28 protein-coding genes and 1 pseudogene are annotated in these 25,165 nt (G+C 56.0%); 7 read left to right on the forward strand and 22 right to left on the reverse strand.

What is annotated here, in order from left to right; translation table 11 throughout:
- Positions 1–200 precede the first annotated feature (200 nt).
- Positions 201–950: a DUF4405 domain-containing protein gene (locus GC177_08645; protein MBI1276025.1), complete on the reverse strand. Its 750-nt coding sequence runs from the start codon at positions 948–950 to the stop codon at positions 201–203.
- Between GC177_08645 and lepB the strand changes: the two genes are divergently transcribed.
- From lepB to GC177_08665, 4 genes and pseudogenes are all read left to right on the forward strand, one after another.
- Positions 901–1,659 carry a signal peptidase I gene (gene lepB, locus GC177_08650; protein ID MBI1276026.1) on the forward strand — a complete coding sequence of 253 codons (759 nt, stop codon included), beginning with the start codon at positions 901–903 and terminating at the stop codon, positions 1,657–1,659. The two genes, GC177_08645 and lepB, sit on opposite strands and share 50 nt — an antisense overlap.
- Positions 1,660–1,680: 21 nt before the next feature.
- Entirely contained in the window at positions 1,681–2,373 is a 693-nt protein-coding gene (rnc, locus tag GC177_08655; protein MBI1276027.1) for a ribonuclease III, read from the forward strand.
- Positions 2,363–3,262, forward strand: coding sequence for a GTPase Era (locus tag GC177_08660; protein MBI1276028.1), 900 nt, complete (start codon positions 2,363–2,365; stop codon positions 3,260–3,262). Before rnc ends, GC177_08660 begins: the two co-directional genes overlap by 11 nt.
- A gap of 350 nt (positions 3,263–3,612) precedes the next feature.
- Positions 3,613–3,825 (forward strand): annotated as a pseudogene (locus tag GC177_08665) (30S ribosomal protein S16).
- A 71-nt stretch (positions 3,826–3,896) separates the two neighbouring features.
- Here the strand turns inward: GC177_08665 and GC177_08670 are convergent.
- The 6 genes from GC177_08670 to GC177_08695 all read right to left on the reverse strand — a co-directional run bounded on the left by GC177_08670 (position 3,897) and on the right by GC177_08695 (position 8,941).
- Positions 3,897–4,559, reverse strand: a complete 663-nt coding sequence (locus tag GC177_08670; GenBank protein MBI1276029.1) for a hypothetical protein — start codon at positions 4,557–4,559, stop codon at positions 3,897–3,899.
- 4 nt (positions 4,560–4,563) lie between these two features.
- On the reverse strand, positions 4,564–6,582 hold the full coding sequence (locus tag GC177_08675; GenBank protein MBI1276030.1) for a hypothetical protein: 2,019 nt from the start codon (positions 6,580–6,582) through the stop codon (positions 4,564–4,566).
- A gap of 50 nt (positions 6,583–6,632) precedes the next feature.
- On the reverse strand, positions 6,633–7,337 hold the full coding sequence (locus GC177_08680) for a hypothetical protein (GenBank protein MBI1276031.1): 705 nt from the start codon (positions 7,335–7,337) through the stop codon (positions 6,633–6,635).
- A gap of 12 nt (positions 7,338–7,349) precedes the next feature.
- The gene (locus GC177_08685; GenBank protein ID MBI1276032.1) at positions 7,350–7,745 is read right to left on the reverse strand and encodes a hypothetical protein; all 396 of its coding nucleotides are present in this window, start codon (positions 7,743–7,745) and stop codon (positions 7,350–7,352) included.
- Positions 7,746–7,795: 50 nt separating this feature from the next.
- Positions 7,796–8,011: a hypothetical protein gene (locus GC177_08690; protein ID MBI1276033.1), complete on the reverse strand. Its 216-nt coding sequence runs from the start codon at positions 8,009–8,011 to the stop codon at positions 7,796–7,798.
- A gap of 210 nt (positions 8,012–8,221) precedes the next feature.
- The gene (locus GC177_08695; protein ID MBI1276034.1) at positions 8,222–8,941 is read right to left on the reverse strand and encodes a response regulator; all 720 of its coding nucleotides are present in this window, start codon (positions 8,939–8,941) and stop codon (positions 8,222–8,224) included.
- A 350-nt stretch (positions 8,942–9,291) separates the two neighbouring features.
- Here GC177_08695 and GC177_08700 point away from each other — a divergent pair, with 350 nt between their 5' ends.
- Positions 9,292–9,474 carry a DUF1328 domain-containing protein gene (locus tag GC177_08700; protein ID MBI1276035.1) on the forward strand — a complete coding sequence of 61 codons (183 nt, stop codon included), beginning with the start codon at positions 9,292–9,294 and terminating at the stop codon, positions 9,472–9,474.
- A gap of 67 nt (positions 9,475–9,541) precedes the next feature.
- On the opposite strand, the gene GC177_08705 is transcribed toward GC177_08700, so the two are convergent.
- The 9 genes from GC177_08705 to GC177_08745 all read right to left on the reverse strand — a co-directional run bounded on the left by GC177_08705 (position 9,542) and on the right by GC177_08745 (position 16,834).
- Positions 9,542–10,303 (reverse strand): two-component sensor histidine kinase, encoded by a 762-nt coding sequence (locus tag GC177_08705; GenBank protein ID MBI1276036.1) that lies wholly within the window; start codon positions 10,301–10,303, stop codon positions 9,542–9,544.
- Positions 10,304–10,374: 71 nt separating this feature from the next.
- Positions 10,375–10,638 (reverse strand): hypothetical protein, encoded by a 264-nt coding sequence (locus tag GC177_08710; protein MBI1276037.1) that lies wholly within the window; start codon positions 10,636–10,638, stop codon positions 10,375–10,377.
- Between the two features lie 108 nt (positions 10,639–10,746).
- Positions 10,747–12,333: a response regulator gene (locus GC177_08715; GenBank protein ID MBI1276038.1), complete on the reverse strand. Its 1,587-nt coding sequence runs from the start codon at positions 12,331–12,333 to the stop codon at positions 10,747–10,749.
- Between the two features lie 12 nt (positions 12,334–12,345).
- The gene (locus GC177_08720; protein MBI1276039.1) at positions 12,346–12,780 is read right to left on the reverse strand and encodes a response regulator; all 435 of its coding nucleotides are present in this window, start codon (positions 12,778–12,780) and stop codon (positions 12,346–12,348) included.
- Positions 12,777–14,621, reverse strand: a complete 1,845-nt coding sequence (locus tag GC177_08725; protein MBI1276040.1) for a PAS domain-containing protein — start codon at positions 14,619–14,621, stop codon at positions 12,777–12,779. The genes GC177_08720 and GC177_08725 overlap by 4 nt, the downstream gene beginning before the upstream one ends.
- A gap of 77 nt (positions 14,622–14,698) precedes the next feature.
- On the reverse strand, positions 14,699–14,839 hold the full coding sequence (locus GC177_08730) for an entericidin A/B family lipoprotein (GenBank protein MBI1276041.1): 141 nt from the start codon (positions 14,837–14,839) through the stop codon (positions 14,699–14,701).
- 133 nt (positions 14,840–14,972) lie between these two features.
- On the reverse strand, positions 14,973–16,001 hold the full coding sequence (locus GC177_08735; protein MBI1276042.1) for a DUF2219 family protein: 1,029 nt from the start codon (positions 15,999–16,001) through the stop codon (positions 14,973–14,975).
- A 44-nt stretch (positions 16,002–16,045) separates the two neighbouring features.
- Positions 16,046–16,540, reverse strand: a complete 495-nt coding sequence (locus GC177_08740; protein ID MBI1276043.1) for a hypothetical protein — start codon at positions 16,538–16,540, stop codon at positions 16,046–16,048.
- Between the two features lie 21 nt (positions 16,541–16,561).
- Positions 16,562–16,834 (reverse strand): hypothetical protein, encoded by a 273-nt coding sequence (locus GC177_08745; protein MBI1276044.1) that lies wholly within the window; start codon positions 16,832–16,834, stop codon positions 16,562–16,564.
- Positions 16,835–17,067: 233 nt separating this feature from the next.
- Between GC177_08745 and GC177_08750 the strand changes: the two genes are divergently transcribed.
- Positions 17,068–17,556, forward strand: coding sequence for a hypothetical protein (locus tag GC177_08750; GenBank protein MBI1276045.1), 489 nt, complete (start codon positions 17,068–17,070; stop codon positions 17,554–17,556).
- A 174-nt stretch (positions 17,557–17,730) separates the two neighbouring features.
- Entirely contained in the window at positions 17,731–18,372 is a 642-nt protein-coding gene (locus GC177_08755) for a hypothetical protein (GenBank protein MBI1276046.1), read from the forward strand.
- Positions 18,373–18,494: 122 nt separating this feature from the next.
- Here the strand turns inward: GC177_08755 and GC177_08760 are convergent, their stop codons facing one another.
- The 6 genes from GC177_08760 to GC177_08785 all read right to left on the reverse strand — a co-directional run bounded on the left by GC177_08760 (position 18,495) and on the right by GC177_08785 (position 25,141).
- Positions 18,495–18,716, reverse strand: coding sequence for a CsbD family protein (locus tag GC177_08760; GenBank protein ID MBI1276047.1), 222 nt, complete (start codon positions 18,714–18,716; stop codon positions 18,495–18,497).
- A 134-nt stretch (positions 18,717–18,850) separates the two neighbouring features.
- Positions 18,851–19,114 carry a hypothetical protein gene (locus tag GC177_08765; protein ID MBI1276048.1) on the reverse strand — a complete coding sequence of 88 codons (264 nt, stop codon included), beginning with the start codon at positions 19,112–19,114 and terminating at the stop codon, positions 18,851–18,853.
- A gap of 219 nt (positions 19,115–19,333) precedes the next feature.
- Positions 19,334–19,861: a DUF4142 domain-containing protein gene (locus GC177_08770; GenBank protein MBI1276049.1), complete on the reverse strand. Its 528-nt coding sequence runs from the start codon at positions 19,859–19,861 to the stop codon at positions 19,334–19,336.
- Between the two features lie 57 nt (positions 19,862–19,918).
- Entirely contained in the window at positions 19,919–22,918 is a 3,000-nt protein-coding gene (locus tag GC177_08775) for a PAS domain S-box protein (GenBank protein ID MBI1276050.1), read from the reverse strand.
- A gap of 61 nt (positions 22,919–22,979) precedes the next feature.
- Positions 22,980–24,563, reverse strand: coding sequence for a response regulator (locus GC177_08780; GenBank protein ID MBI1276051.1), 1,584 nt, complete (start codon positions 24,561–24,563; stop codon positions 22,980–22,982).
- Positions 24,560–25,141: a chemotaxis protein CheB gene (locus GC177_08785; GenBank protein MBI1276052.1), complete on the reverse strand. Its 582-nt coding sequence runs from the start codon at positions 25,139–25,141 to the stop codon at positions 24,560–24,562. The genes GC177_08780 and GC177_08785 overlap by 4 nt, the downstream gene beginning before the upstream one ends.
- Between the last annotated feature and the right edge of the window lie 24 nt (positions 25,142–25,165).

Below are 25,165 nucleotides of genomic sequence, written 5' to 3' on the forward strand. Positions count from 1 at the left end.
CGAAACCTAAAGCCACAGCCGTGAGCGCGCCGCGCACGGCGCTGTTTCATTGCGAACAACGTGAGCAGGAAACGAAACCTAAAGCCACAGCCGTGAGCGCGCCGCGCACGGCGCTGTTTCATTGCGAACAACGTGAGCAGCGCGCCGCGCACGGCGCTGTTTCATTGCGAATAACGTGAGCAGGGAACAAACCCTATAAATCAGACCATCCGCCGAATGATCGGCAGCTTATCCTTCACATGATGCTTGATGACCGCCAGCACATGCAGCAGCACCAGCGCCAGCAGCGCATAGCCCACCCATTCATGCACCATATGGGCGAGATTGTTGACGATCTCGCTTTCACCCGTCAGCTGCGGCATGGGCACGCCGAACCACTCCACCGCGCGGCCCTTGCTGTTGCTCATCAGCCAGCCGGAAAGCGGCATCACGATCATGAAGGTATAAAAGGCGAACACCGTCGCCTTGGCCATGTGCCGCTCCGCAACCGGCATGCTGGGGGGATAGGGCGGCACGCCTTTCGTCAGCCGCAGCCATATCCGGGCGAACCAGAGCATCAGCACGGTAATGCCGAAGCTTTTATGCAGCGGCATGATATCCCCGCGGACCTCTTTGGGCAGCTCATCCATCAGCAACCCCGATGCCAGCAGGCAGATGATAAACAGCGCCATCAGCCAGTGCAGCAGCCGTATGGCGGAGGGGTAACGGCCCAGATCGTCGATTCTTGCCCCCTCAAGCGGGGCCTCGTTCGTGGCGTTGCTTTTCGTCGATATGGTGGGTTTAACCATGTCAGTCCTCCATGAACCTCTAAATACTGTGCGTCCGTCCGTGGTAAAAGTCAAACCTAGGAACTCGCGCCATGCTATGCTATGAGGGCGGCTCTGAACCAGCGAGAGCCCTATGGACAAAGCCGAAAGAAGAAAACAGGACTGGGAAACGGTGAAAACCATTTTCTGGGCAGTGCTGATAGCGCTCACCTTCCGCAGTTTTGCTTACGAACCCTTCCATATTCCTTCCGGCTCCATGAAACCCACCCTGCTGGTGGGGGATTACATCTGGGTCTCCAAATTCAGCTATGGCTACAGCCGCTATTCCTTCCCCTTCGCCCCGCCCGTCATCAAAGACCGCGCCTGGCTCACCATGCCGAACCGGGGGGATGTGGTGGTCTTCCGCCCGCCCAGCAAGCCCGGCATCGATTACATCAAGCGCGTCATCGGCCTGCCGGGGGATAAGATCCAGGTGCTCGATGGCCATCTGCTGGTCAACGGCACGGCGGTGAAAGAAGTGGAAATGAAGAACTTCATGGACAAATCGCCGGATAATCCCGGCCGTTTCGTCCCGCAATATCTCGAAACGCTGCCCGCCGGCGAGGGCGGACACGAGGTGGAGCATTCCATCCTCAACCTCGATCCCAATGGGCCATTGGACAATACCGACATCTACACCGTGCCCGAAGGCCATATCTTCTGCATGGGCGATAACCGTGACGAATCGGTCGACAGCCGCGTGCTGGAGGAAGTGGGTTACATCCCCATCGCCAACCTTATCGGCCGGGCGGAGGTGATTTTCTTCTCCACCGACGGCACCGCCCGCATCTGGGAGCCGTGGAAATGGTTCAGCGCCCTGCGGACGGAGCGGCTGTTCAAACCCATTCAGTAGAATGCAACCCGGCAGGCCAGCATGAAACACGCCTCCATTCAGGAACTGGAATCCGCCTTAGGCTATCGCTTTACACAAACAGGCCTGCTTTCGGCAGCCCTGACACACCCGAGCCACCGCGAAGCGCGCCAGCATGCGCATGATTTCGAGCGGCTGGAGTTTTTGGGCGATGCGGTGCTCGGCTTGGTGGTTGCGCATCTTCTGTTTGATCTCTACCCCGATGAGCGCGAAGGCGAGCTTGCGCGCCGCAAGGCCCTGCTGGTGGCCCGCGCCACGCTGGTGAAAGTGGCGACCGCCTGGCACCTGCCGAAAGCCCTCCGTCTTTCCGGCGCGGAAGAAGCGCGCGGCGGCCGTTCCACCGCCACCACCATTGAAGACGCCTGCGAAGCCGTGATAGGAGCAGTGTTTCTCGATGGCGGCTACGAAGCAGCCAGGCAGCTGGTGCTGCGGGCGTGGACGCCCCTTGCGCGTGAGATCGTCACCCCGCCCAAGGATGCACGCACCGCGCTTCAGGAATGGGCGCAGGGCAGGGGCCTGCCCTTGCCGCATTACGAGGTGGTGGCACAAAGCGGCACCGCGCATCAGCCCATCTTCCGCGTGCGCGTCAGCGTAAACGGGCATGACGCGGCTGAGGCCGAAGGCAAATCCAAGAAAGCCGCATGGGCAAGTGCTGCGGAAACATTATTTGAAAAGGTAAGCCGTCATGGCGAATAGCGACAACCAATCCTCCCTTGTGGTGGCCATGCTCGGCGCGCCCAACGCGGGCAAATCCACCCTGGTCAACCGTCTGGTGCAGGCCAAGCTTTCCATTGTTTCGCCCAAGGCGCAGACCACGCGCTTCGCCCTGCGCGGCATCCGCACCATCGGCAAGGCGCAATTGGTGCTGGTGGATACACCCGGCATGTTCGATGCAAACGAACGGCTGGGAAAAGCAATGGTGCAATCCGCCTTGAACGGAGTGGCAGAGGCCGACCACGTGCTGCTGCTGCTGGACGCCTCCCGCGCCAATGCGGTGGAAACGGCGCAGAAGCTGCTTGCCAGCCAGGGCGGCAACAAGGCGCCCATCTCGCTGGTGCTGAACAAGGTGGACAAGGTCGCCAAGGAAAAGCTTCTGCCGCTGACGGCGGCGCTGGCCGCATTGCATGCGTTCGACCATGTCTTCATGATCTCCGCGCTGGAAGGCGACGGCGTGAGGGAGCTGGAACAGCATCTCTGCGCGCAGGCAAAGCCCGGCCCCTGGCTCTACCCGGCCGACCAGCTGACGGATATCAACGAACGCCTCTTCGCCGCCGAACTCACGCGCGAGCAGCTCTTCATGGCGCTTCAGCAGGAAGTCCCCTACGGCCTGACGGTGGAAACCGAAAAATGGGAAGAGAACCGAAACGGCGTGAAAATCTATCAGCAGATTGTGGTGGAGCGCGAAAGCCATAAGGCCATCATCCTCGGCAAGGGCGGCAGCAAGTTGAAAGAGATCGGACAAAGCGCACGTGAGGCCATCGGCGCGCAGCTCGGCCGCAAGGCTCATTTGTTTTTACACGTGAAAGTGAAAGAGGACTGGAAAGACCGTCCCGAATATTATCAGAGCATGGGGCTGGAATTTTAACTTGCCCGTTTCAGGCGTAAACTTTCAGGGTAAGCGCCGCTGCCGATAGATGCGAAGCCGAGACAAAAAACCTTACCGATATGTAATGATTTATGGCTAGACGCATTCGCGTATTTATGTCTATAGTCCCCGCGATAGGGTGGGGGGCGCAACATATAGATCCTTCTATCTATAGACATCCAGCCCTTCGTTACTTAACTTTCTAGGAGGACCGCATGTCCAATAAAGTGATTATCGTTATCGTGATTCTGGCCGCTCTGGTTGCCGGTGCACTGTTCCTTTCCAACAAAGCCCCGCAAGGCACGGATACGACCGCCGCTACCGGCGAAGCTCCGATGGAAGCCACCGGTGAAGCTGCTCCGGCCACCGATGCTGCTGCTCCTGCTGAAGCCCCGGCTGCTGATGCCGCCGCCGCTGCTGAAGCTGCTCCGGTTGACGCCGCTCCGGCTACCGATGCCGCTCCGGCTGTTGAGCCCGCTCCGGCTGCTCCGGCTGCTGAGAACGTCGCCCCGACCCCCGAAGCCGCTCCCGCTACGGAAGCTGCTCCGGCTGAAGCTCACTAAGAGCCTCTACGGTACGAAGAAGGGCAGCCCCAGTGGCTGCCCTTTTTTTATGCGCGCCTTTTCGGGCGCCATCAATAAGGAACATAAGGCCCGCCATGGCGGAACAGCGTGGCCGCCAGGCTTTCCGCTTCGCTGAGGTCCCAGATAGGGCACAGGATAACCGGATTGCCAAACGCTCCGGGAATATCGGAACTGCTGGATGAATGCCCCTGCGATTCGGCGCGTTCCTGTTTCATCGGCATGCTCAGCCCCATGAGGGCATAATCCTCGGCATGATAGGGAGAGGGTTCAAGCTCATTCCCCAAATCGCAAAACGCCTCCATTTCCACATCGGTGCCATCGAAGCGCCCCACACAGGCGATGCGGTCGCCAAAGCTGGCTAAATAGGCGCGCTGGTCTCCGGTAAGGGTCAATGCCGCCACCGTGTCGTTCCATTCATTCAGATAGTGTTCCAGCCGCGTGTTATCGGCGCCGATTCGGTTTAGCCATTCATCCCAGTCAAGTTCGGCGGCTCCGGGCATCATGCGCGCGGTGAGCAGGTAGGTCGTTTGTATCATCACCTGCTGAAACCGGCATTTCAGTTCCTCGCGGGAACATTCATCGTCAAATTCATGGATAAGCGCCATTCCGTCGCGATACAAAACCTGCGCCACCGCTTCCAGCCCCCGATGCATGGCAATCCGGCGGTAATCCTCACCGTCAAACGCGTTTGGCATGGCTCGTGGCTGCGGCATGGAACTATTGCTGGATAGGTGGTGTCTGGTCTGCGCCAAAGCGGGCAGCATGCCGTGAAATGGCTACATCACCGGGTAATTGTTGCGGCCCGCGGGCAAAGGCAGTGTAATTCATGATCTGGCTGGCAGCATCCAGCGTGGCGTTTAGCACATTGTCGCCGCACCCCGTCGCCAGGTAAACATGCTTATCGCCATCCATAGTGAAATGAGCACGCACGCTGTAGCGGGGATGTTCCCCGTGCACCCCATCCGCCATATCGATCACGGCACCTGTCTCCATGGGCACCACGCGGCAATCCGTAATCTGAATTACTCCTTGGATATTCGCCGGTGCATAGTGCCATTCCTGAAGGCCGGTAATGATGGTTTCCAGATTATAAAGCGCGGTACCGTCCTTTTGCCCATGATAAAGCGTCACGTGAAGCGGCGGTGTGTTAAACCCTTCACCCAGCGTCAGCGGGTAGGTGCCGTTGCTGCTATGCGTCAAAAACTGCCCCAGCTCATTACCGTCCTGCACAATGTTCAGCGCCAGCGGGGTCGCATCGGGGTTGCGCAGGCCGAATCTATCGGCCACCAGCAGCATGGCGTTCACGTTATTACAGCCGCGGTAATGCGTGCCGAATGCCTGCTCCTCCTGTTTCACGGTTTCAATCACGTCCTGCGCCTTATGGCGCGCGGCTTCCACATGCTCCTTGCGCAGGTCGAGCAGCAGCCCCATATCTGCCAGCATGAAATAAACGTTCGAAACCCCGCCCACGGGCGACAGCGCCATCTGCAGCGGCTGCCCCATCATGCCGGAAGGCACGGTATTGTAGGACTGGTCATAATGCCGTGCAAACCAGTCGAACGCCGCATCGTAATCCATCTGCGCCAGCATGGCCTGATAGGAGCCGTCCTGTTTCATGAATTCATCGAACGCGGCCATTACCCGTGCGCCGTGCATCCCTCCCGTGCCCACATAAGCCGCTTCATTACCGATAACCTTTTCCTCCTGGCGTACACCCAGGCGTGCTTCAAAATCCTTTTGATACCGGATCATCTCCTGCACCTGGCCCTTGTCGAAGCCGCAGCGAATATCCTCCCGGCTGCCAAGCGTCGCGGCTGCCTGGGCAAGTTGCACATTCCCGCGCCGTTCGCCGATAGGGCCAACGGTGCAGTCAAAACTGCCCGCACCCGCCTGATAGGCCACCATCATATTGCCCCCGCCCATGCCCAGGTCTTCATGCGTGTGGATATTGAACATACGGGCGGAAAATCCGGGCCACGTCTCTTCATCCGGGTAGCGCGCTTGCAGTTCACCCGCAATCGCCGCTTCCAGCTCGCGTAGAATATCGCCGAGCTGGTCGGGTGTCACCGCCCCGTCCGTGTCCGGCACGGTAATGCGGTCGATACCCATTTCCAATGCCCGCACCAGCGTACGCACGATATGCGCATGGTTGGGCGAACCCTCCTCCCGGCCTTCGATCCAGGAACTCAGCAGATGCTCCATGGCAATTTCCATATGCATATCCGCATTGGCTTCGCGAATCATGCGGAAGGTCCGCTCCAGGCTGGCGATACTTTCATCTTCATCCATGCCGAGATAGTGCAGGTCTTCCACCCGCGCCTTACTCAGCACATTAACCGTGTGGAACGGCTGCGTGCCAGCGCTGATATCCTTCAGCATGCGGGTAAAAGGGCTGTTGGGGTCCAGCGTTTCGGACCGCTGCAATAAGGTGTAAACCCAGAATTTAGGCGCCAGCGCCATCATATCGTTATGGCTGCGGATGTAATCCGCCATCGCCTCATCCACTGGGCTGCTATAGATCCAGCCCAGGCACATCATGTCATACCAGTGCTGTGTCTGCTGAATATGCCGAATGCCCATGGCCGCGGTGCGCGGTGCTTCGCCCTGGTTTCCGTCACGCAGGGTTTCATCCCGCATGATGAAATAATCACGTTCCAAATTGCTGAAAGCACGAGTCATAATCACACCAGTTCCGTTTCCGGAACAGAACATAGTCATTCCTTGTGAAAAATCCATGACAAAAGAAAGGCTTGCCCCATATGGCGCAAATCCGCCATTACCAGGACTTAAGGGGTAAAAATTGAGCCGTAACGATACATATTAGCTGCAATGCTCTCATGCTCGCTCAGTTCCAGGAAAGGGCGCATAATGCGCGGGCTGCCCATCAGGCCGTCCTGAAGGGGCGCATGGTGGGTAACATTGAGAACGGCCTCTTCATCCGGTGTGTCATAGTCCACTGGATTGCTGAAAAGGCCCGTTGCAACCGCGTGCAGATAAAGCGCTTCTTCACCCGTCACTGCATGGCAAACCAACTGCTGCATGGCGGTGCCGAAACGTGCCAGAAACGGCCCATGATCCCCTTTTAAGCCGCTTGCTTCAACCGCTTTGTACCATGCATTCAGTTCCCGTTGCGTGTCTTCATATAAACGTGCGAGCCGGGCGGGCTGGTGCACCGCTTCGCTCTCATGGTATCGGGCGCGGGCATCCAGCAAGGTATGGCAGCGCATATGAAGCAAGGATAAGGCCGACATCACCGAATCAGGCGGCAGATACGCATGAATGATGGCGGAGGCATCCTGAAACAGCACATCCATGGAGGCTTTCAGGCAGCTTCTGATCAATTCCCGCTCACGGAACTCTCCAGGAAAATTCGTAATATCCATATCCACCGGCCTTTTTTGAAAACCGTGAAATAGCCGACGAATATGGCAAACATATGAAAGAAACAAAAAAGCCCGCCCCAATGGGGGCGGGCTTTCTGGGTTCAACAACCTGAGATCAGGTTATTCTTTGGATGTGGAGCGGTCAAGCACCACCTTGCCATCCACTTTTTTCTTCTGGGTGGTTTCGGTATTGTTGCCGTGCTCGTCCTGTTTCACGTGGGTTTCGGTTTCCACGGTGGACTTGTTCATCAGCCCTTTCGGATCCTTGACCGATTTCGTTTTGACCGTCACTTCCTTGCTGCCGTCGCGGTCCACGTCCACTTCGGTTTTGGCTTCGTTTTTCACGTCCGTGCCCATGGCATCGGTGGATTTTTCGGTCACTTTTTTCTCGTAATTGCCTTTTGCATCTTTTTCGATGCTGGTTTCAGCCTTGTAGGTTTCCTTGTCGGCTGCAATGGCCGGGCTAGCCACGGCAAACATCAGTGCGGCAAGGGAAATGGTGGTAACGGCTTTCATTGGATAGTCCTTTCTAGGTTATAAAACAGTCATGGGCTGGCCCGCCTGGCTTAACGCCAGATGGGACGGCCCAGGTTAACGTCGCGTTCGTTGGTGAGCGCACCGGCTGCTGCGCCAACGGCGCCGCCGACAACGGCCCCGGTCAGGGCGCTGCCACCAGTCACGGCGCTGCCAACCGCGCCAACGCCTGCGCCAAGCCCGGCCCCGCTGAGGGCACGGTCGCCCGTGGTTTGGCCGCATGCGGAAAGCAGCAATAACGCTGCCATGGATGCAGTAATGGGTTTAATAAGCATGATTGCTTCTCCTGTTTTGGATCGTGTGAAACGAGCGTAAGCTCGCCCATATCAATCATCAGCATGGTAAGCGCCCGCATTGCATAAAAACCCGCTAAATCAGCAGGCTCTTAATGGCTTGCCGCCTAAGAAAAAAGCCGCATGCGAACATGCGGCTTAATCCGTCCGGTCGAAAAAAATGGATTACGCGGCTTCCTTGCTCACCCCGTCATCCGACATTTCCATGCGGTAACCGATGCCGGGCTCGGTAACAATCAGTTCCGGCGCGCCGTTATTGGCGGCCAGCTTTTCACGCAGCTGGCCCACATACACGCGCAGATACTGGGTGTTCTCCGCATGCGCAGGCCCCCAAACATCCTTGAGGATCTGCTTGTGCGTAAGCATTTTTCCCCGGTTCACCAGGAAGTGCCGCAGCAGTTCATATTCCTTGGGCGTGAATGCGATCTTCTCATCATGAATAAATACTTCGTGGCGGACAAGATTCATGCGCACGGGCCCGTTGACGATATCCGGCTCACCCACTTCACGCACGGCCGCTTTGCGCAGGTTGGCATGAATGCGCGCCATCAGCACATCCGGGTTGAATGGCTTGATGACATAATCGTCGGCGCCCATGTTCAGCGCTGTGGCAACCTCGTCATCCGCCGCGCGGACCGACAGCACCACGATCGGCACCTGCGACCATTCGCGCACCCCTTTAATCACGTCCTTGCCGTCCATGTCGGGCAGGCCGAGGTCAAGCAGCACCAGGTCGGGCTTCAGGGACGCGATCATGCGCATGCCCTGTTTGGCGGATTCGCTTTCCTCAATTTTAAAATCCGATGCATCCAGGAAAATATTCAGCATCTTACGGATCTGCGGTTCATCATCAATAATGAGGATGGTGTTTTTCTTCTCGAGCATGATGGTCCTCAAACCCTTGGTTAATATAAAATATTATATAGAATGATGATGGGAATAGGAATCCCGATCAGCCACATTAATACGCTTTTCATCGTGTTCTCTCTGATATGTATCGCCAATGGTCCTTTTTAACTAAACGCAAACGGCATAAAAAAAGAATAGGTGGCGCCGGAAGCGATATAAAAAACGCATAAATTTCAAATTATTGACCTGGGTTTTGTTCAAAAAACGCAGGATTTATCCCGTTTTTATGCATTCGGTATCTTCCCAATGCTGAATTTTGAGGGGCGATGCGCCATGCTTAATCCATAAAATGAACCAAAATTACCATCAGAAGAACGGAGATTTTTATGTTAAATTGGGTCATTACCTTTTTCCTGCTGGCCGTTGTGGCGACCATTTTCGGTTTCGGCGGCCTGGCGGGCACCTTTGTTGAGATCGCCAAATTCCTGGCTGTGGTGTTTGTGGTGCTGTTTCTTGCCAGCCTTATTTATGGTCTGGTATCCGGCCGCCGCGTGAATCCACCGGTTTAAGCAAGCAGCATAATTGAAAAAGGGGCGCCAGCGCCCCTTTTTTATGCCCAATGGTCAGCATTCACCCTCAGCGGAGAGGCAGATGCAACCGGAAAACTGCGCCGCCCTCTCCATGGTTGGCCGCATGGATATCGCCCCCAAGAAGATGGACGATGGCCCGTGCGATGGGCAGCCCCAGCCCGGTGCCGGCATTCTGATGATCGCCCCGGCCCAGGCGGGTATATTTGGAAAATATTTCCTCTATTTTTTCCTCGGGTATTCCAGGGCCGTTATCATGGATGACAATTGTCACATTCGAGTCGTCGCGCAGGGCGCTGATGCGAATATCTCCGCGGCCTTCCGGGCTGTATTTCAAGGCATTATCCAGTAGAAGCGAGATAGCTCTGCAGAGTAGGGCGTTGTCGGTTTCCAGCACGATTTCCGGTATGATCGGCTCAACGGTAATGCGCATGTTCTTGAAGCGATGGCCGGATTTTTCGATGCAATCCTGCAGCAGGGCATGAACATGGCAGGTCTCGTGCCGCACCTTGACCATGCCATTCTCAAGCTTGGCCATATCCAGAATATTGGTGATAAAACCATCCAGTCTATAGGCTTCCTTAAGCGCGGTTTCCAGCAGGGTTTGCGCCTTTTCCGGCGTAAGCATGCTTCGCATGCGCTCATGTATTTCCAGCGAGCCGATGATGGCCGCCAAAGGGGTTTTCAAATCGTGGGAAACAGATGAAAGCATCTGCCGGTGCATTTGTTCGCGCCCGCCTTCAATACCCCATTCTGCCCCCTTGATGGACGGGGTTGATACAGGATCAGCAGGGGGTTTTGTTTTGTCCATCGGGCATCTTGTTGTTTAAGAAAGGAAGCCTGCCGATGCATAGCACCGGCAGGCACATAGAAGAAGTAGATTTAATTCTGGGTGTTATCTTTGATTTTTTCACCGGCATCTTCCACAGCATCACCCAGTTTTTCACCGGGCGTGCGGTCTTCAAGCTGTTCGGCTGCTTTGCCAACGCCTTGTGGCAGTGCATCCACGGCATCGCCGATTCGTTCACCGGTCGTGCGGTTGTCCGGCATGGTCAGAATGGCAAAGCCGAGGAAACCGATAATCGCAATAACGACCAGGGCCAGCAGCAATTTGCCGAGTGAGTTGTTAGTAGAAGGCGAATTCATTGGTATTCTCCAAAATGTTTTTCTTATGCGCTTACCATAAATCACATTACATCAGGACGCCATGCGTGCTGTTTATTGTACGTATAAACCCTGTATAAAGCCGCCGGATTATGCCGCCTTTTTGAGTTTGGCCATGGTTTTGGCCAGAACCTCGGGGTGAATGGGCTTGGTGATGTAATCATCCATCCCGGCATCCAGGCAGCGTTCGCGGTCTCCTGCAAGCGCATGCGCCGTTACGCCGATGATGGCATGACGAAAGCCGCGCTCCTGTTCAATCTGGCGCACCTGACGCGTGGTTTCATAACCGTCCATGCCGTTCATCTGCACATCCATCAGAATGGCCTCATACGGGCTGGCGCTGCGATGCACGCGCTCCACCGCCAGTTGGCCGGATTCCACTGCATCCACCGTATAGCCCAGATGCTCGAGCATCAGCGTGGCCACCAGCACATTGGCCGCGTAATCCTCCACCAGCAGCACGCGCCCCTGGGCGGGTGCATGGGCGGAGGGGGCGGCGCTTTCCGAATGGGGTAGGGATAATTGCTTGGAAACAGGCAACTGAAGCACCGCATGGAAGGTTGAGCCTTTTCCGGCTTCGCTTTCCACCCGTATGTCGCCGCCCATCATCTGGCAAAGCTGGCGGCTGATGGCCAGCCCCAGTCCGGAGCCGCCAAACCTCCGGGTGATGCTCTGGTCGGCCTGAACGAACTTGTCGAATATCTGGCCGAGCTTATCCGGCATGATGCCGATACCCGTATCTCTCACGCTAAGGGTCACTTCGCACAGGTCGGATGAAAGGTTGCGATAGGCAATCGTTACGTCAATGCTTCCCTGATCGGTGAATTTCAGTGCATTGCCCACCAGGTTGACGACAATCTGCTGAATGCGGGTTGAATCCCCTATGAAGTCCATCCCCTCGGTATGGTTATGCGCGCGCCAGCGCAGCCCTTTGCGCGCCATTTCACCGCTGAACATCGCCTCCACCTGTTTGAGCAATGGAGCGAAATGGAACGGCTGCACATCCAGTTCCACCTGGCCTGATTCGATGCGGCTGAGGTCCAGCAGGTCATTGATGAGCTTGAGCAGAAGCTCCGCGCTGGAATGCAGCGTATCCACCATCTCCTTTTGTTTCTCGTTCAAAGGGGTGGATGCCAGCAGGCCTGAAAGCCCCATCACGGCGTTCATGGGCGTGCGGATCTCATGGCTCATGGTGGTCAGAAAGTCGCTCTTGGCGCGGTTGGCGTTTTCGGCTTTCTCTTTTGCGGCTTTCAGTTCTTTACGCTGCACTTCGTTTTCTTTCATCAGCCGGTCTTTGGTAAAGGCGGCCTGCATGATGGCGGGCAGAAGTTCGAGGTAAAGCTGCCCCGTGTCTTTCACCGCGTAATCCGCCGCGCCCATCTCCAGCGCCTTGATGGCCACGCGCTCATCACCCGTGGAGGTGAGAATGATGATGGGGCATGTGGTGGATTCAGAGCATTTTTCCAGCATTTCCAGCCCACTCATGCCCGGCAGCTGGTAATCCAGCAGGATCAGGTCATAATCCTGCTGCTGCAGCCTCTGCGCGCCTTCTTCCGCAGAGCTTGCCAGTTCAATGCTGAAGCCGGCTCGGCTCATGCGTTTCTGCAACAGGCGCGCCAGTCCCATATCATCTTCGATGTAGAGGATGCGCGTTAAACGGTGCTCGTCTTGCTGCATGGTAGGATACTCTTATTGTTCACCTGGAAGTTTAACGATGGAAAGCATCAGGCCGAATTTCCGGATCGCCTCGGAAAACTGCTCATACTCCACCGGCTTGGTAATATAAACATTACAGCCCATGGCGTAGCAGCGGTCAATTTCCCTGGGGTTATCCGTCGTGGTCAGCACGATGACGGGAATGGCCTGTGTGCGTTTGTCGGATTTCAGGGTACGGAGCACTTCATATCCGTCCACCTCCGGCAGGTTGAGATCAAGCAGAACCAGTGTCTGACCTTCCCGGTCGAAACCGTCGCTCTGGAAATAATCCAGCGCCTGGCGTCCATTTTCGAAATGCACCATCCGGTTGGAGATGCCCGCCCTGCGCAGGTTTTTTTCAATCAGCTTTGCATGGCCCGGGTCATCCTCCACCATGACGATATCGATATGTTCACTGATGGCGATCATGCAGCGTCCTCCATTGCATGTAATTCGGCCCGTTTATCTTCCCAGGCGGGTATGGTGAAATAAAAGCATGTGCCTTTGCCAAGCGTGGAATCAAACCAGATGGTGCCACCAAGCTTGCGTATGGAGGCTTTCACATAGGCCATGCCCATGCCCACGCCCCGCACATCGCCGCTGTTGCTGGCCCGCCGGAAGATGTCGAACACTTTCTTATGGTCGGCCAGCGCGATGCCTCGTCCGTTATCCTCAACGCAAAACTCCACCTCATCCTGCAGATTGCGGCCATGGATGCGGATGCGCCCCTTGCGTTCCGGGGCTAGATATTTGATGGCATTATCGATGATATTGCCGAACACCTGTTCCAGGATGATGGGGTCGGACACCACATTGGGCATTGGCCCCACGTCCATGTCGATGCCGCGCTGGCTGAGTTCGTAGGCGAGGCTGTCCAGGCATCGCTGCACAAGCGCCTGGGTATCCACGCTTTCCAGCCGCACCTGTCGCCGCCCGATGCGCGAAAGATCGAGAATGGCATTCGTGAGCGAATCCATGCGCTCCACGCCCGATTTGATGAAGGTGAGCGCCTCCGGTATATCCTCTTCAAACGCCTGCTGCAGCTTGGCCTGCTCCTTTTTGGGGAGCGTGGTGATGCAGGGTTCCAGAAGGGGTTTCGCCTCTTCCAGCACGGTGCCGATTTCCCCGGCGAATCCTTTCAGGTTCACCAGTGGCGCGCGCATATCGTGGGAGGCAATGTAAATAAAGCTCTCCATTTCCTCATTCACCTGCCGCAACGCCTCCTCGCGCTGTTTCTGCTCGGTGATGTCGGTATGGATGCCGATCAGGCGCGTCATCTGGTCCTGCTGATTCCATGTTCCCACCCCGCGAGAAAGAATCCATCGCCAGCTGCCGTCCTTGTGCCGCATGCGAAACGTAGCATAGTAATCAGTAATTTCGTGGCGCTGGTATTTTTCCAATACTTCCAGCGCCCGGGGCAGGTCCGCCGGGTGCACCATGCGGCGGACCATCTCCACATCCTCGGGTATTTCATGCTTGGCATAGCCCAGCAGCTCGCAATAGCTTTTGGAAAAATGGATCGTGCCGCTCAGGGGATAAAAATCATAAATCCCATCCTTGAGGGATTCCAGCAGCAGGCCGTAGGTCTCAAGAATGCGGGCCAGCTGTTCATCCGTTTTCCGGCTTCTTGCCACCAGTCCCATGATAATGAAATTGGCCACCAGCAACCCGCCAACCGCCAATAACGCGCCTAGAAACAGCGTGAGGAAATATTGCTTCTGCTTATGGCGGGATATTTCTGTTCTGGTTTTTAAAAGTTCCCGCTCACTGGTGATAAATGTATCCACCGACAGACGGACATCGTCCATCAGGTCTTTGGAGGTCCGCAGGTCGCCCACGGTAAGCCCGGTGCTGGCGGAATTCTCGAATGCCTGAATCTGCCGAATGACATAAAGCCGCCACGCGCGTGATTTCTGAATGGTGTCATCCAGCTGCGCAATCTGCTTGGGACTGCGGATTTTCTTGCGCACCAGCGCAAAAGTGGGGTCGATATTGGCCAGTCCCGCATAATAGGGCTGAAGAAACTCGCGTGATTTGGTCAGCAGGTAACCACGCTGCCCTGTTTCGATATCGATTGTCAGTTCAAGTATATGTTTGAAGAGCCGGATATTTTCATAGCTCTGGATGGTGAGCTGGTCGTATTTCTCACGCTCCTTGGACTGCTGGTATAACGTGTAGGTGAACCCGGCCAGCATGGCGCACGATACCAGAAAGATAATCACAAAATAGCGATTAGGGGCGGAGAGCGGCGCGCGCAGCGTGGCGTACATAAATATTCAAACCATCTGTCTGAAAAAGCAAATCGGCAAGCCAGAATAGCTTGCCGATCGCGCATCATGAACGATTTTTAGTAGTCCTTATGCTTTTCTGCGCTGTTTTCCAGCTTTTGGCCACCTTTTTGGATGTCTTCACCGGCGCCGGCCATGGTGTTGCAGGCAGCCAGCAGGGGGAACAGGGCCAGTACGGCGAGTGTAGCGATCTTCTTCATAACAAAACTCTCTATAAGGGGTTGAATTGATAGTTGAAACTAGCTTCCCTTAATCTAAAGACACCACGGCATAACATGCATCGCCGCATAAAAATTCCATAAAAATCCCATAAATTTAAAACCGGCCGTGGGTTTAGAACCGATAAGACAGGGTAACCGCGCCAAATTGCGAGGCTTCATCCTGGGTTTTGAATTCCTTGGTCATAAACACATGCGTATAGGAAAGCCGCGCATCGCCATAGGTAACGGCAATGCCCGCTTGAACGCTGCCGATAAGGTTTTCCTTATCCACGCTGTGGCTGTCCTCAAATGTATTCCCGTCCAGAAAAATATTGCGCGCCACGGCCCGCCCCTCAAACCCGGCGAACAGATATCCGCCCAGTTCCTTGGTAGGCACAAAAAAATCAGACCCCGGCAGGCTGGGGCGGATGCGCGGCGGCCCGTAATCCGAGGGCAGATCATAACCCAGGCGAAACATCATGCCTGCCGATGCATCCGTATTCACGTTACCCAGGTTCACGCCGACCGAAGGCGTCGCGTCCAGACCAAGCCCGAAAGGGGAGAACTGGTACATGCCGCGCCATTTATGCTCATAGGTAAGATTAACGCCAAGCTCGTCATGCAGCTGGTTATCCCACCCTTTCGGGTCCTGGCTTCCAATGGCTTCATGCACGAATTTCTGAACGGCCTCCGCCTGGGAGGACGGCCCGACCATGCCCACCGTCAGCACCACGTTGTCCAGCTGTTTACCCGTGTCGGAAACCGCGCCGACCGAACCGTAAAGCCACCCTGCATAAGGGCGGTCGCCGGGTATGTAAGCCGTGGACTTTAGGTTATCCGGCGTGAACATGCTCTGGCCGATGGCCAGGCTCAAACGCCGTTTGCCATTGGGGCTGAACGGAAACAGATAGCCCGCAACGTCATTGAACCGGTCCTCGCCGGAATATTCCGGCGAAAGCCAGGCCATGCGAAACCCGTTGGTGTAATTATTATCCCTGTTGGCAAACACATCATTTTCCCACACGATGCTGACAATGCCTTTGTCATCAACGGGGCGTGCCTCGGCGGGGGTCACGGGTTTGCTGGTATCGACGTCTGGGGGGCCAAGGGGTGTCAATGCATCTTCCGCCCAGGCGCTCCCGTGCGATAGGCAGGCGACCATGCCCGCCGCCATAATGGCGGCGATGGGCCGGGCTGAAAGCTTCATCATATGCGCCTTTGGGTCTTCATGTTGACATTGGCGGCGGCGCCTTTAACCGTCACCGGTTTTAGCCCGGGCTTTTCAGCCGCTTTTCCGGGTTTTGGCTTGCGGGATGCGGACGCGCTGAACCCCTCTACAAATGCCCCGATGACACCCTGATGCAGGAATTTATCGATCGGGTTGCGCATGGCGGTAAAGGGATTGGGCGTTTTCAGCAGATGACGGAACCACAAGGCCGTGGCGGTGACGACACCGGCCGTGGACAAAACGCCAAGCAACCCGGTGGCAATCAGCGCGGCATGCTCCTCCATGCCGTAACTGACCATCAGCTGAAACAGCAGATAGAACAGTCCAACAATCAAAATGCCGGTCATCATGCTGGATAGCACCACCAGGCCCAGACCGATGGCGATGCCGACGATGAAACGACGCATAAGGCGTGCTTCGACCATACTCTCACCCACGGTCAACAGCCCGAGGATACTACCCAGAAACGACATGACAAACTCCCTGCGTGAGGATTAACGACGCAACAGCGCGCCGATGACCACACCCACGCCGAGGGCGATCAGGCTGGACTGAATCGGCTTTTCCTTGATCTGGGCCGTTACCACATCCTTGGCATGTTCCAGCTCAGTACTTGCATCGTCAAGCAGCAGGCGTGCTTTGCAGCCTGCGGCATTGGCCACTTCATACATGTCTTCTTTCATATGGGCGGCTGCCTCGCTCAGATTTACCGTATTGCCCGTTGCTTTAGCGCTCAGGGCTTCTTTTTTATTGCGGGTCATATACATGGTCTTTCTCCTAAGGGTGAGGCGTCTGCCAAACAGACGCGAACGGTATGATGGTAATCCCGCCCATCTCAAAAAGCCATGAAAGACAGCGCATAAAGCATAAAAATGACGTTTTTTCCGCCATTTATGGCTTGTTTATATGTTTTTTATGAAAAGATACGGCCTTTTGACGCATGGGAGATTAAAAACAGTACAATTAATTCAGATAAAAGCAATGACGCGGGAGAATTGCAATGCGTACCATCATTACCTCAACCATTATCACTGTTGGCCTGCTGGGCCAGGCATATGCTCTGGATGTGAACGGCACCGTGCAGGATCTTACCCGGAAAGCGCCGTCGGTGAACGCCTCCACAAGCCTTAGCGCGGCCATCGCTCCGTCCACGACCATGGCCCTGACGCCAGTTAACGTCAATGGCGCCACCTATGTGACCGGTGGCGTAGGCGAAGCCGAGCGTAACCAGCTTGAAGCCACCAAAGGTGATTACAATCTGCATATTATGAGCGCAGGAAAAGACGGCGCCTTTGTGGCCGATGGGCAGATTGCCATTTCCGATAAAAAAGGCAATGAGGTCATCAACACCAAAAGCGGCCCGCTTTTCTACGCGCAATTGCCCGATGGCAGCTACACGGTTAATGCCAGCTACGAAGGCCAGACCAAAACCCAACGTATTACGGTGGGTAAAGGCAAGCCTGCCAATCTCCACCTGTCGTGGAAATAGTTTCCCCGCTCCTCGCCAGAGCACCTTGACCCGGCCAACCCCTTGGCCGGGTCTTTTTTATACACAAAAAAGGATTTGCGTGCTTTTTATACCAACCATCGCTGCCCGTATCGCCCGTTGATATTAAAAAGATTAAATTGCTGACATATAGCCATAATATTACAGGAGTCCGCTATGAAAACGTCCCTTCGCCTTTTATCCGCCACGGCCGTTGCTGCCTTGGCGGTTGCAGCCGCACCGGCGCATGCCGCCAACCAGATGGTAGAAAAATCTCTTTCCTCCCGTCCGGAGCTTTCGGCATTCTATATGGCGCTGAAAAGAACCGGCGTATTGAACGAGCTGAACAGTAACACTCCCTATACCATCTTCGCACCAACGAACCAGGCTATGGAGGATCTGAACGTAGATAAATATGCCTGCTTCAACGCTGGCAAATGTGGTGCCGAAATCGCCGACATCCTGCGCAATCACATTGTTCCGCAAGAGATTAATTTTAACAGCCATTCCGTCGGCGCGGTCTTCAGCATCGACAAAACCCACCTCAACATTGCCGAGCCAAGCAAAGGCCGTTACCGGGTGGAGGGTCACAAGATCGTGAAAACCTATCAGCAGTTCCCGGGCATGCTTTATGAGATCAATGGCGTGATTGCCAGCCCGCAGGAACAGGTAAACCTGGTGCGCCTGGAATACATCCCCGTGGCCGAAGTACAAACCGAAGTGGTAAAACAAACCACCACCAAGGAACATTACTACACGCCCGATGGGTTCCCCGCAGGCACCACCACCAAGGTGACGACAACGACCCAGGTCCAATAATAACCTAAGCCATATGCTGCCGCCCGCACCTGTTGCGGGCGGTTTTTTATTGTCTGAAAACCCATAAAAAAATCCCGATGCCTGTGAAGGCATCGGGATAGGGGTGGGAGGCAATGGGTAGGTTAGGCTGCTTTATTGTATTTATAATCGCAGGATTTTTCGAATTCGCTGACGCGTTTCTCAGCTTCTTCGCGGGCAATGCCGTATTTTTCCTGCAGCTTGCCATAAAACTGTTCGGCACGGCCGTTATACAGCGCGATATCATCGTCGGTCAGCTTGCCCCAGCTTTCCTTGATTTTGCCTTTGAACTGGTTCCAGTTACCTTGCACTTGTTCCTTATTCATCTTCATTCTCCTATTTTCGTTGCTCAGCCAAAACGGCTGTTACGCCCCTATTGATGACACAAACCTTTTCAACATGCGATTAGGGCTGAACGCTTAGTCATAAGAATCGCGTAAGCCGACATGCGTGCTGTGTCTCAGCGCCCCTCAACATCACCGGTGCCGCCCACGCGGTCGGCCGGTGCGGTGGCGCCGCTGTTGGTTGCAGGCGGGTTCAAGGCACGTCCGCTCGGGCTGGCAGCACTATATTCGGGCATGGCGGCTTCATGGTCGCGGTAGCTGGCATAGCCTGCATAGGCAAGCACGGCAAGCACCACCACGGCCAGGAACCCCCACAGCATATTGCGGCTGCTTCGCTCGTTTTCGGTTTGTCCGGTTTGGTTCTGATGTGTCGTGGCCATCGTCATTCTCCTTTCCAGTAGTGGTTCATGAAGGCGGGGATAATTGACGGAAAGATTACAGCGATCCGTAAACAGGCATACCGCCTCATCCAAAGCCATAAGGCACCCATCCTTAAATGGCCGCACGTCATAGGGGGAGGGGTATAAATTTCATACAAAAATGCCGGCCCCGCAGGGGGCCGGCATCCATGTCGCAACAAAATTCTAGGAAGAAAATGCTTAGTGAGCCTTATCCAGCTGCTCGACATTCTCTTTATGCTGCTCAAGCGCTGGAAGTGTTTTGGAAGCGAAGTTTTTCAACGCGGCATCCTTGCCGTCATCGGCGTAATCCTTGAAAAGCGCAACCGCTTCCTTGTGCGCTTTCTGCTGAACATCCACATATTCATCGTCAAACTTGCTGGCTGGCTTTTCTTTCAGCTCGTCATACATTTTCTGATGTTTCTTATCGAGCGTCACCTCGGTGGAAGCCGTCTTTACGGTGGATTCCGGCAATACGGCCTTCAGGTTGTTGTTGGCCTCGGTATGATCGTCGATCATTTTCTGAGCGAAGGTTTTCACATCCTGGCTCTGGGATTTCTCCAGCGCAAGTTTGCTGGTGGCGATTTCAAACTGGTTGCCCATGGCTGCTTTCTGCACAAATTCCGAGGCATCTTTGGCGTCATTGGCAAATGCCCCGGTGGCGCCTGCAAGGTAAAGGCCCGTGGTCAGGCTCAGTACGGTTAGGAATCGTTTCATGATATTCTCCATTCATCTAAGGGGAAGAAGACCTGCCTATTCCGTTGGCCATAAAAAATCAGTCCGTGATTAGGCTGCTTTGCTTTCCCCGGTGTAATGAAGCAGCTTGCGTTTGAACTCATCCGGGTTGAACGGCTTGGGCAGATAATCATCCATCCCAACCGAGAGGCATCGCTCCCTGTCTCCCGTCAGCGCATGGGCCGTCATGCCGATAATGGGCAGGCGCTGCCTGCCGTGCTGCCGTTCATATTCGCGGATGATGCGGGTGGCTTCCAGCCCGTTCATGCCGTGCATCTGCACATCCATCAGCGCAAGGGCGTAATGGCCGTGCTTGATTTTCTCGATGGCCTCCATGCCGTTGCTGGCCACATCCGTGTCAAAGCCGAAATGTTCCAGAAACGTGGTCGCCACCATCACGTTGGGCGCATAATCCTCCACCAGCAGAACCGTGGCGCGGTGCATGGGCGAAACGGGGCTTTCGACAGCCTCTCCCCGTTGCGAAGGCGCGTCATGCGGCTGCTCTTCCCGCTCAAGCGGCAGCACAATGATGAAGCTGGAACCCTCGCCGGGCGTGCTTTGCACTTCGATGGTGCCGCCCATCAGTTCCGTCAGCGTTTTGGTAATGGCCAGGCCAAGGCCCGTGCCGCCATATTTGCGGTTGATGGAGGAATCCGCCTGGGTGAATTTATGAAAGATATTCGCCAGGTTCTTTTTATCGATGCCGATGCCCGTATCCTTCACCGTGATGCGAATCTGCTCGATGGATGGATGATGCGTGGGGATGCAGGCCAGCTGAATGTCAATGCCGCCCTGCTCGGTGAATTTCACGGCATTGCTGCACAGGTTGAGGATAATCTGCCTGATTCTCGCCGGGTCGCCGCGAAACATCAGGCGCTGGGCATTATCGGCATTGCTGGTCAGCGTCAGCCCTTTTTCCTTCACCCGCACCGCCACCATGCTGATCACTTCCTGAATAAGCTGCGTCAGGCTGAAGCTTGTTTTTTCAAGCTCTACGCTGCGCGCTTCAATCTTGGCGATATCCAGCAGGTCATTGATCAGCGCCAGCAGCGAATCGGCGCTGAGTTGCAATGTTTTGATGAATTCCGCCTGCTTGGCGGTGAGGGGTGAGCTTTGTGCCAGAATATTCGCAAGCCCCACCACCGCGTTCATTGGCGTGCGGATTTCATGGCTCATGTTGGCCAGAAATTCCGATTTGGCGATATTGGCCTCCTGCGCCATATTGCGGGATTCGATAAGCTCCTGCGTATCCGTGCAGGTGCCATACCATTTCAGGATGCGCCCTTTTTCATCCCGCACCGCCACCCCGCGCGTGCGGAACCAGCGATACTGGCCGTCCTTGGCGCGAATGCGGTAGTCCAGGTCGTATGGCGCGCGATCGGCCACAGCCTCGTTCCACGCATGGGCGGCCCGTATCCGGTCCTCGGGATGCAGGATATTCAGCCATCCTTCGCCCAAAAGGTCTTTCACCTCAACGCCGGAATAGGTGTGCCACTGGTTGCTCATATAGTCGCACCAGCCGGTATTGTCGCACATCCATACAAGCTGCGGCATGGCGTCCGCCAGTGCGCGCCACCGGTGCTCGCTTTCCTGCATTTTAGTGTAAAGCTGGGCGTTATCAATGCTTACCGCGGCATAGGAGGCGGCGCTCTCCACCAGATGCGCGGCGCGTTCGGTGAATATGCCCGCCTTGGAATGGCCGAAAAATAGTCCGCCCAGCACCGCCCCATTGCGGGAGATAACCGGCACGGCCAGATAGCTTGTCACCGGAAGGTGCCCCTTCGGCATGCCATGATAAGGCGCGCTCTTGCCATAGCGCGGGTCCTGCCGCACATCATCCAGCCTCACCGTTCCCTTGCCGCCGAATGTATGGCTGAACAGGCTGGTGTTGCGGGGCATCGGAAAACGGGAGAATGCCTCTCTCGGCACTCCCGAGATCGTATAGAGCATGTAGGATTCGCCCTCATCATCCACCACATTATAGAAGAATGCGCCGAATTCAGCGCCGGTCAGCTCTGTCAGCACATCGGTGGTGTTTTGAACAACCTGGTTAAGGTCAAGGCTGGAACTGAGCTGTTTGCTGAGATCGTTCAACAGCTCAAGCGTTTTGGTTTCCTCCCGCAGCGATGCCTCGATGGCTTTTTGGCGCTCGGCGCTGATAACGCGTTCCAGAATCACGCTGGCGGTACCGGCCAGATAATCGATGATTTCCATATCGTCCTGGTTCGGCATGCGCGATTCGGCATAGTAAATGGCAAAAGTCCCCAGCACATCGCCATCGCTGGAGATGATGGGCCGCGACCAGCAGGCATGCAGCCCGTTGCCAAGCGCCACCTCCTTGCAGTCCTTCCAGAGCGGGTGCGTGGCGATATCCTCCACGATCACCGTTTCCTTCTGAAAAACCGCCGCCCCGCAGGATCCCAGCTCCGGCTCGATGCGCAAATGATCGACGGCGTCATTATAGGCTTTTGGCAGGCTGGATGCGGCGATTTGCCGGAAATAGGCGCCGTCCTCGCGCTGCTCGACCAGAAGGATGGAGGCCATTGCCTGGCTTATATGCTTTTCCACGCCGCCCGTCAGCACGCCAAGCGTTTCCGATAGTGGCGCATTGTTCATGGCCATTTCCAGCGCTATCTTCTGACTTTCCGCGATAATGGCGAGCCGTCGCTCACGCGTCACGTCCCGCGCGATTTTAGATGCCCCGATCACCTGGCCCGCGTCATCCCGAATGGGGGATACGGTAAGCGAGACCATCACTTCGCGCCCATCTTTCGTCATGCGAACGGTCTCAAAATGTTCCAGCCGTTCGCCTTTTCTCAGCTTTTCGATGATGCGCTCTTCTTCCTGTATTCTCTGGGCTGGAATAAGCATGGTGATAGAGCGGCCGATTGCCTCTTCCGCCGTATAGCCGAACACACGCTCAGCGCCCTTATTCCAGGAGGTAATGATGCCGTTCAGGTTTTTGCTGATGATCGCATCGTCGGAAGACTCCACGATGGCGGCCAGATAGGCGTTCGCTTTATCAAAAGGCAGCGGCAGGTTGGATGACATAGGGTTCTCGTATCAACGGCTCTTATAATAAGGATTTATCGTTACATACATAGGGTTTTCCTCAGGCGGCACTGCTGGGCTCGCTGGTTTTCGTCGGCTCAATGCTGGCCAGCAGCTTGGACAGTTCCTTGAAGTCAACCGGTTTGACGAAATGGTGATGAAACCCGGCTTCCCGGGCTTCGGTCTTGTCGCGCTCCTGCCCCCAGCCCGTCTGGGCGATCATCACCGTATGCTGCAGCCGTGGGTTTTTGCGAAGTTCGCGGCACACCTCATACCCATTCATGCCCGGAAGGCCGATATCCAGCAGAATAACATCGGGCAGAAGCGTCGTCGCTACCTCCAGCGCTTCCTTGCCGTTATGCACCAGTTGAAACCGATGCCCCACCATTTCCAGCATCCAGCCCGTAGTTTTGGCGGAAGCCACATTGTCATCCACCACCAGCACGGAGAGCGAATGCCCCGCCATCGTTGAGCCGTCGGCATCCTTGCTATCCGGCTGCTCCTGTGGCGCTACCGAAGGCAGAGACAGGGTAAAGCAGCTTCCTTTATTCAGGCCGCTGCTTGTCACCGCAATGGTGCCGCCATGCATTTCCACCAGCCGTTTGACCAGTGCCAGCCCGATGCCGAGCCCTCCCTGCGATCGCTCCAGATGACGGTCGATCTGGGTGAAGAGATCAAACACGCGCGGCAGCATCTCGGCGGGAATGCCTAGCCCGTTATCGGCGACTTCCAGAACAGCCGATGCCCCATCCTTGCGTGCCCTCAGGGTAAGGGTGCCGCCATCGGGTGTGTATTTCGCCGCGTTATTGAGCAGGTTGCTGACGATCTGCGCCAGCCGTGTCATGTCCGCGTCCACCCATAGCGGTTCCTCCTGCATCTCAAGTACCAGTGTGTGCTTGCTTGCCTCGATCAAAGGCTTGCTTGCCTCAATCGCCGCCTGCACGGCCGACTGCAGTGTTATGCGCTCCTTACGCAGGTCGATTTTTCCCTGACTGATGCGCGACACATCGAGCAAATCATCGATCAGCCGCACCAGGTGCGTCAACTGCCGTTCCATCATGTCGCGGATTTTCTCCGCCACGTCGCCGGTGGGTGACATGCTGAGTATCTGCAATCCATTGCGGATGGGCGCCAGCGGGTTGCGCAGCTCATGCGCCAGCGTGGCGAGGAATTCATCCTTGCGGCGGTCGGCCTCTTTCAGGGCATCGGCATAGGCTTTCAACTGATCGCGGTGGTTGGCCAGCAGCTGCTGCTGGCGATACAGCTCAAAAAACACCTGGGATTTGCTCTTCAGCACATCCGGCTCAATCGGCTTATGGATGAAATCCACCGCACCCGCTTCATAACCGCGAAAGCGCCTTTGCCGGTCCGCGCTTCCGGCGGTCAGAAAAATAATGGGGATGCGCCGCGTGCGTTCCGTTCCACGCATCAGCTCCGCCAGTTCAAACCCGTCCATGCCGGGCATCTGCACATCCATCAGCGCCAGCGCCACCTCATGCTTCAACAGCAGCTCCAGCGCCTCCGGGCCGGATTGCGCCTTAAGCAGCACCAGCCCGTCGCGCTTCAGCAGCGCTTCCAGCGACAGGAGGTTCTCCTCCAGGTCGTCCACCAGCAGAAAATAAACAGGTTCTGTGGAAGTGTTCATAACGCGGCTTTCATGCTTTTTTGATAGGAATGTTTCAGGGTTGAGAGAATATCCTCCAGACTGAGCGCCAGGGCATGACGGCAGGCTTTCAGCGCGGCTTCCGGCATGGCGCTGGCGAAGGCGAGCTCCGGCTTCTGCACCAGCACGCGTCCGCCTGCCTCCTCCACCGTGCGTGCGCCGTGCGCGCCGTCCTCGTTGGCTCCCGTCAGCACGATGGCGGTCAGGCCAGGGCCATAGGCATCCGCCGCCGTCTCAAACAACACATCGATGGATGGCCGCGAAAACAGCACCGGCTCCTCGGTGGAAAGCGAAACCCGTTTATCGGGCTCCACCAGCAGGTGATAATCGGGCGGGGCGAAATAAACGGTGCCGCTTCGGATGGGCTCCTTATCCTCCGCCTCTTTCACCGAAACCTTGCATTTATCTCTGAACAGCTCGGCCAGGATGCTTCGTTTATCCGGCGGTATATGCACCACCACCATCACGGGGCAGGGGAAATCCTTCGGCAGCTTTGGCAGCAGCTGCGACAGCACATCCACCGCCCCCGCCGATGCGCCGATGACAACGGCCTGGGGCATATCCGTTTTACCATTCTCAAGCAG

Source organism: bacterium, assembly GCA_016124905.1.
Lineage (GTDB): Bacteria > Pseudomonadota > Alphaproteobacteria > Rickettsiales > RI-342 > RI-342.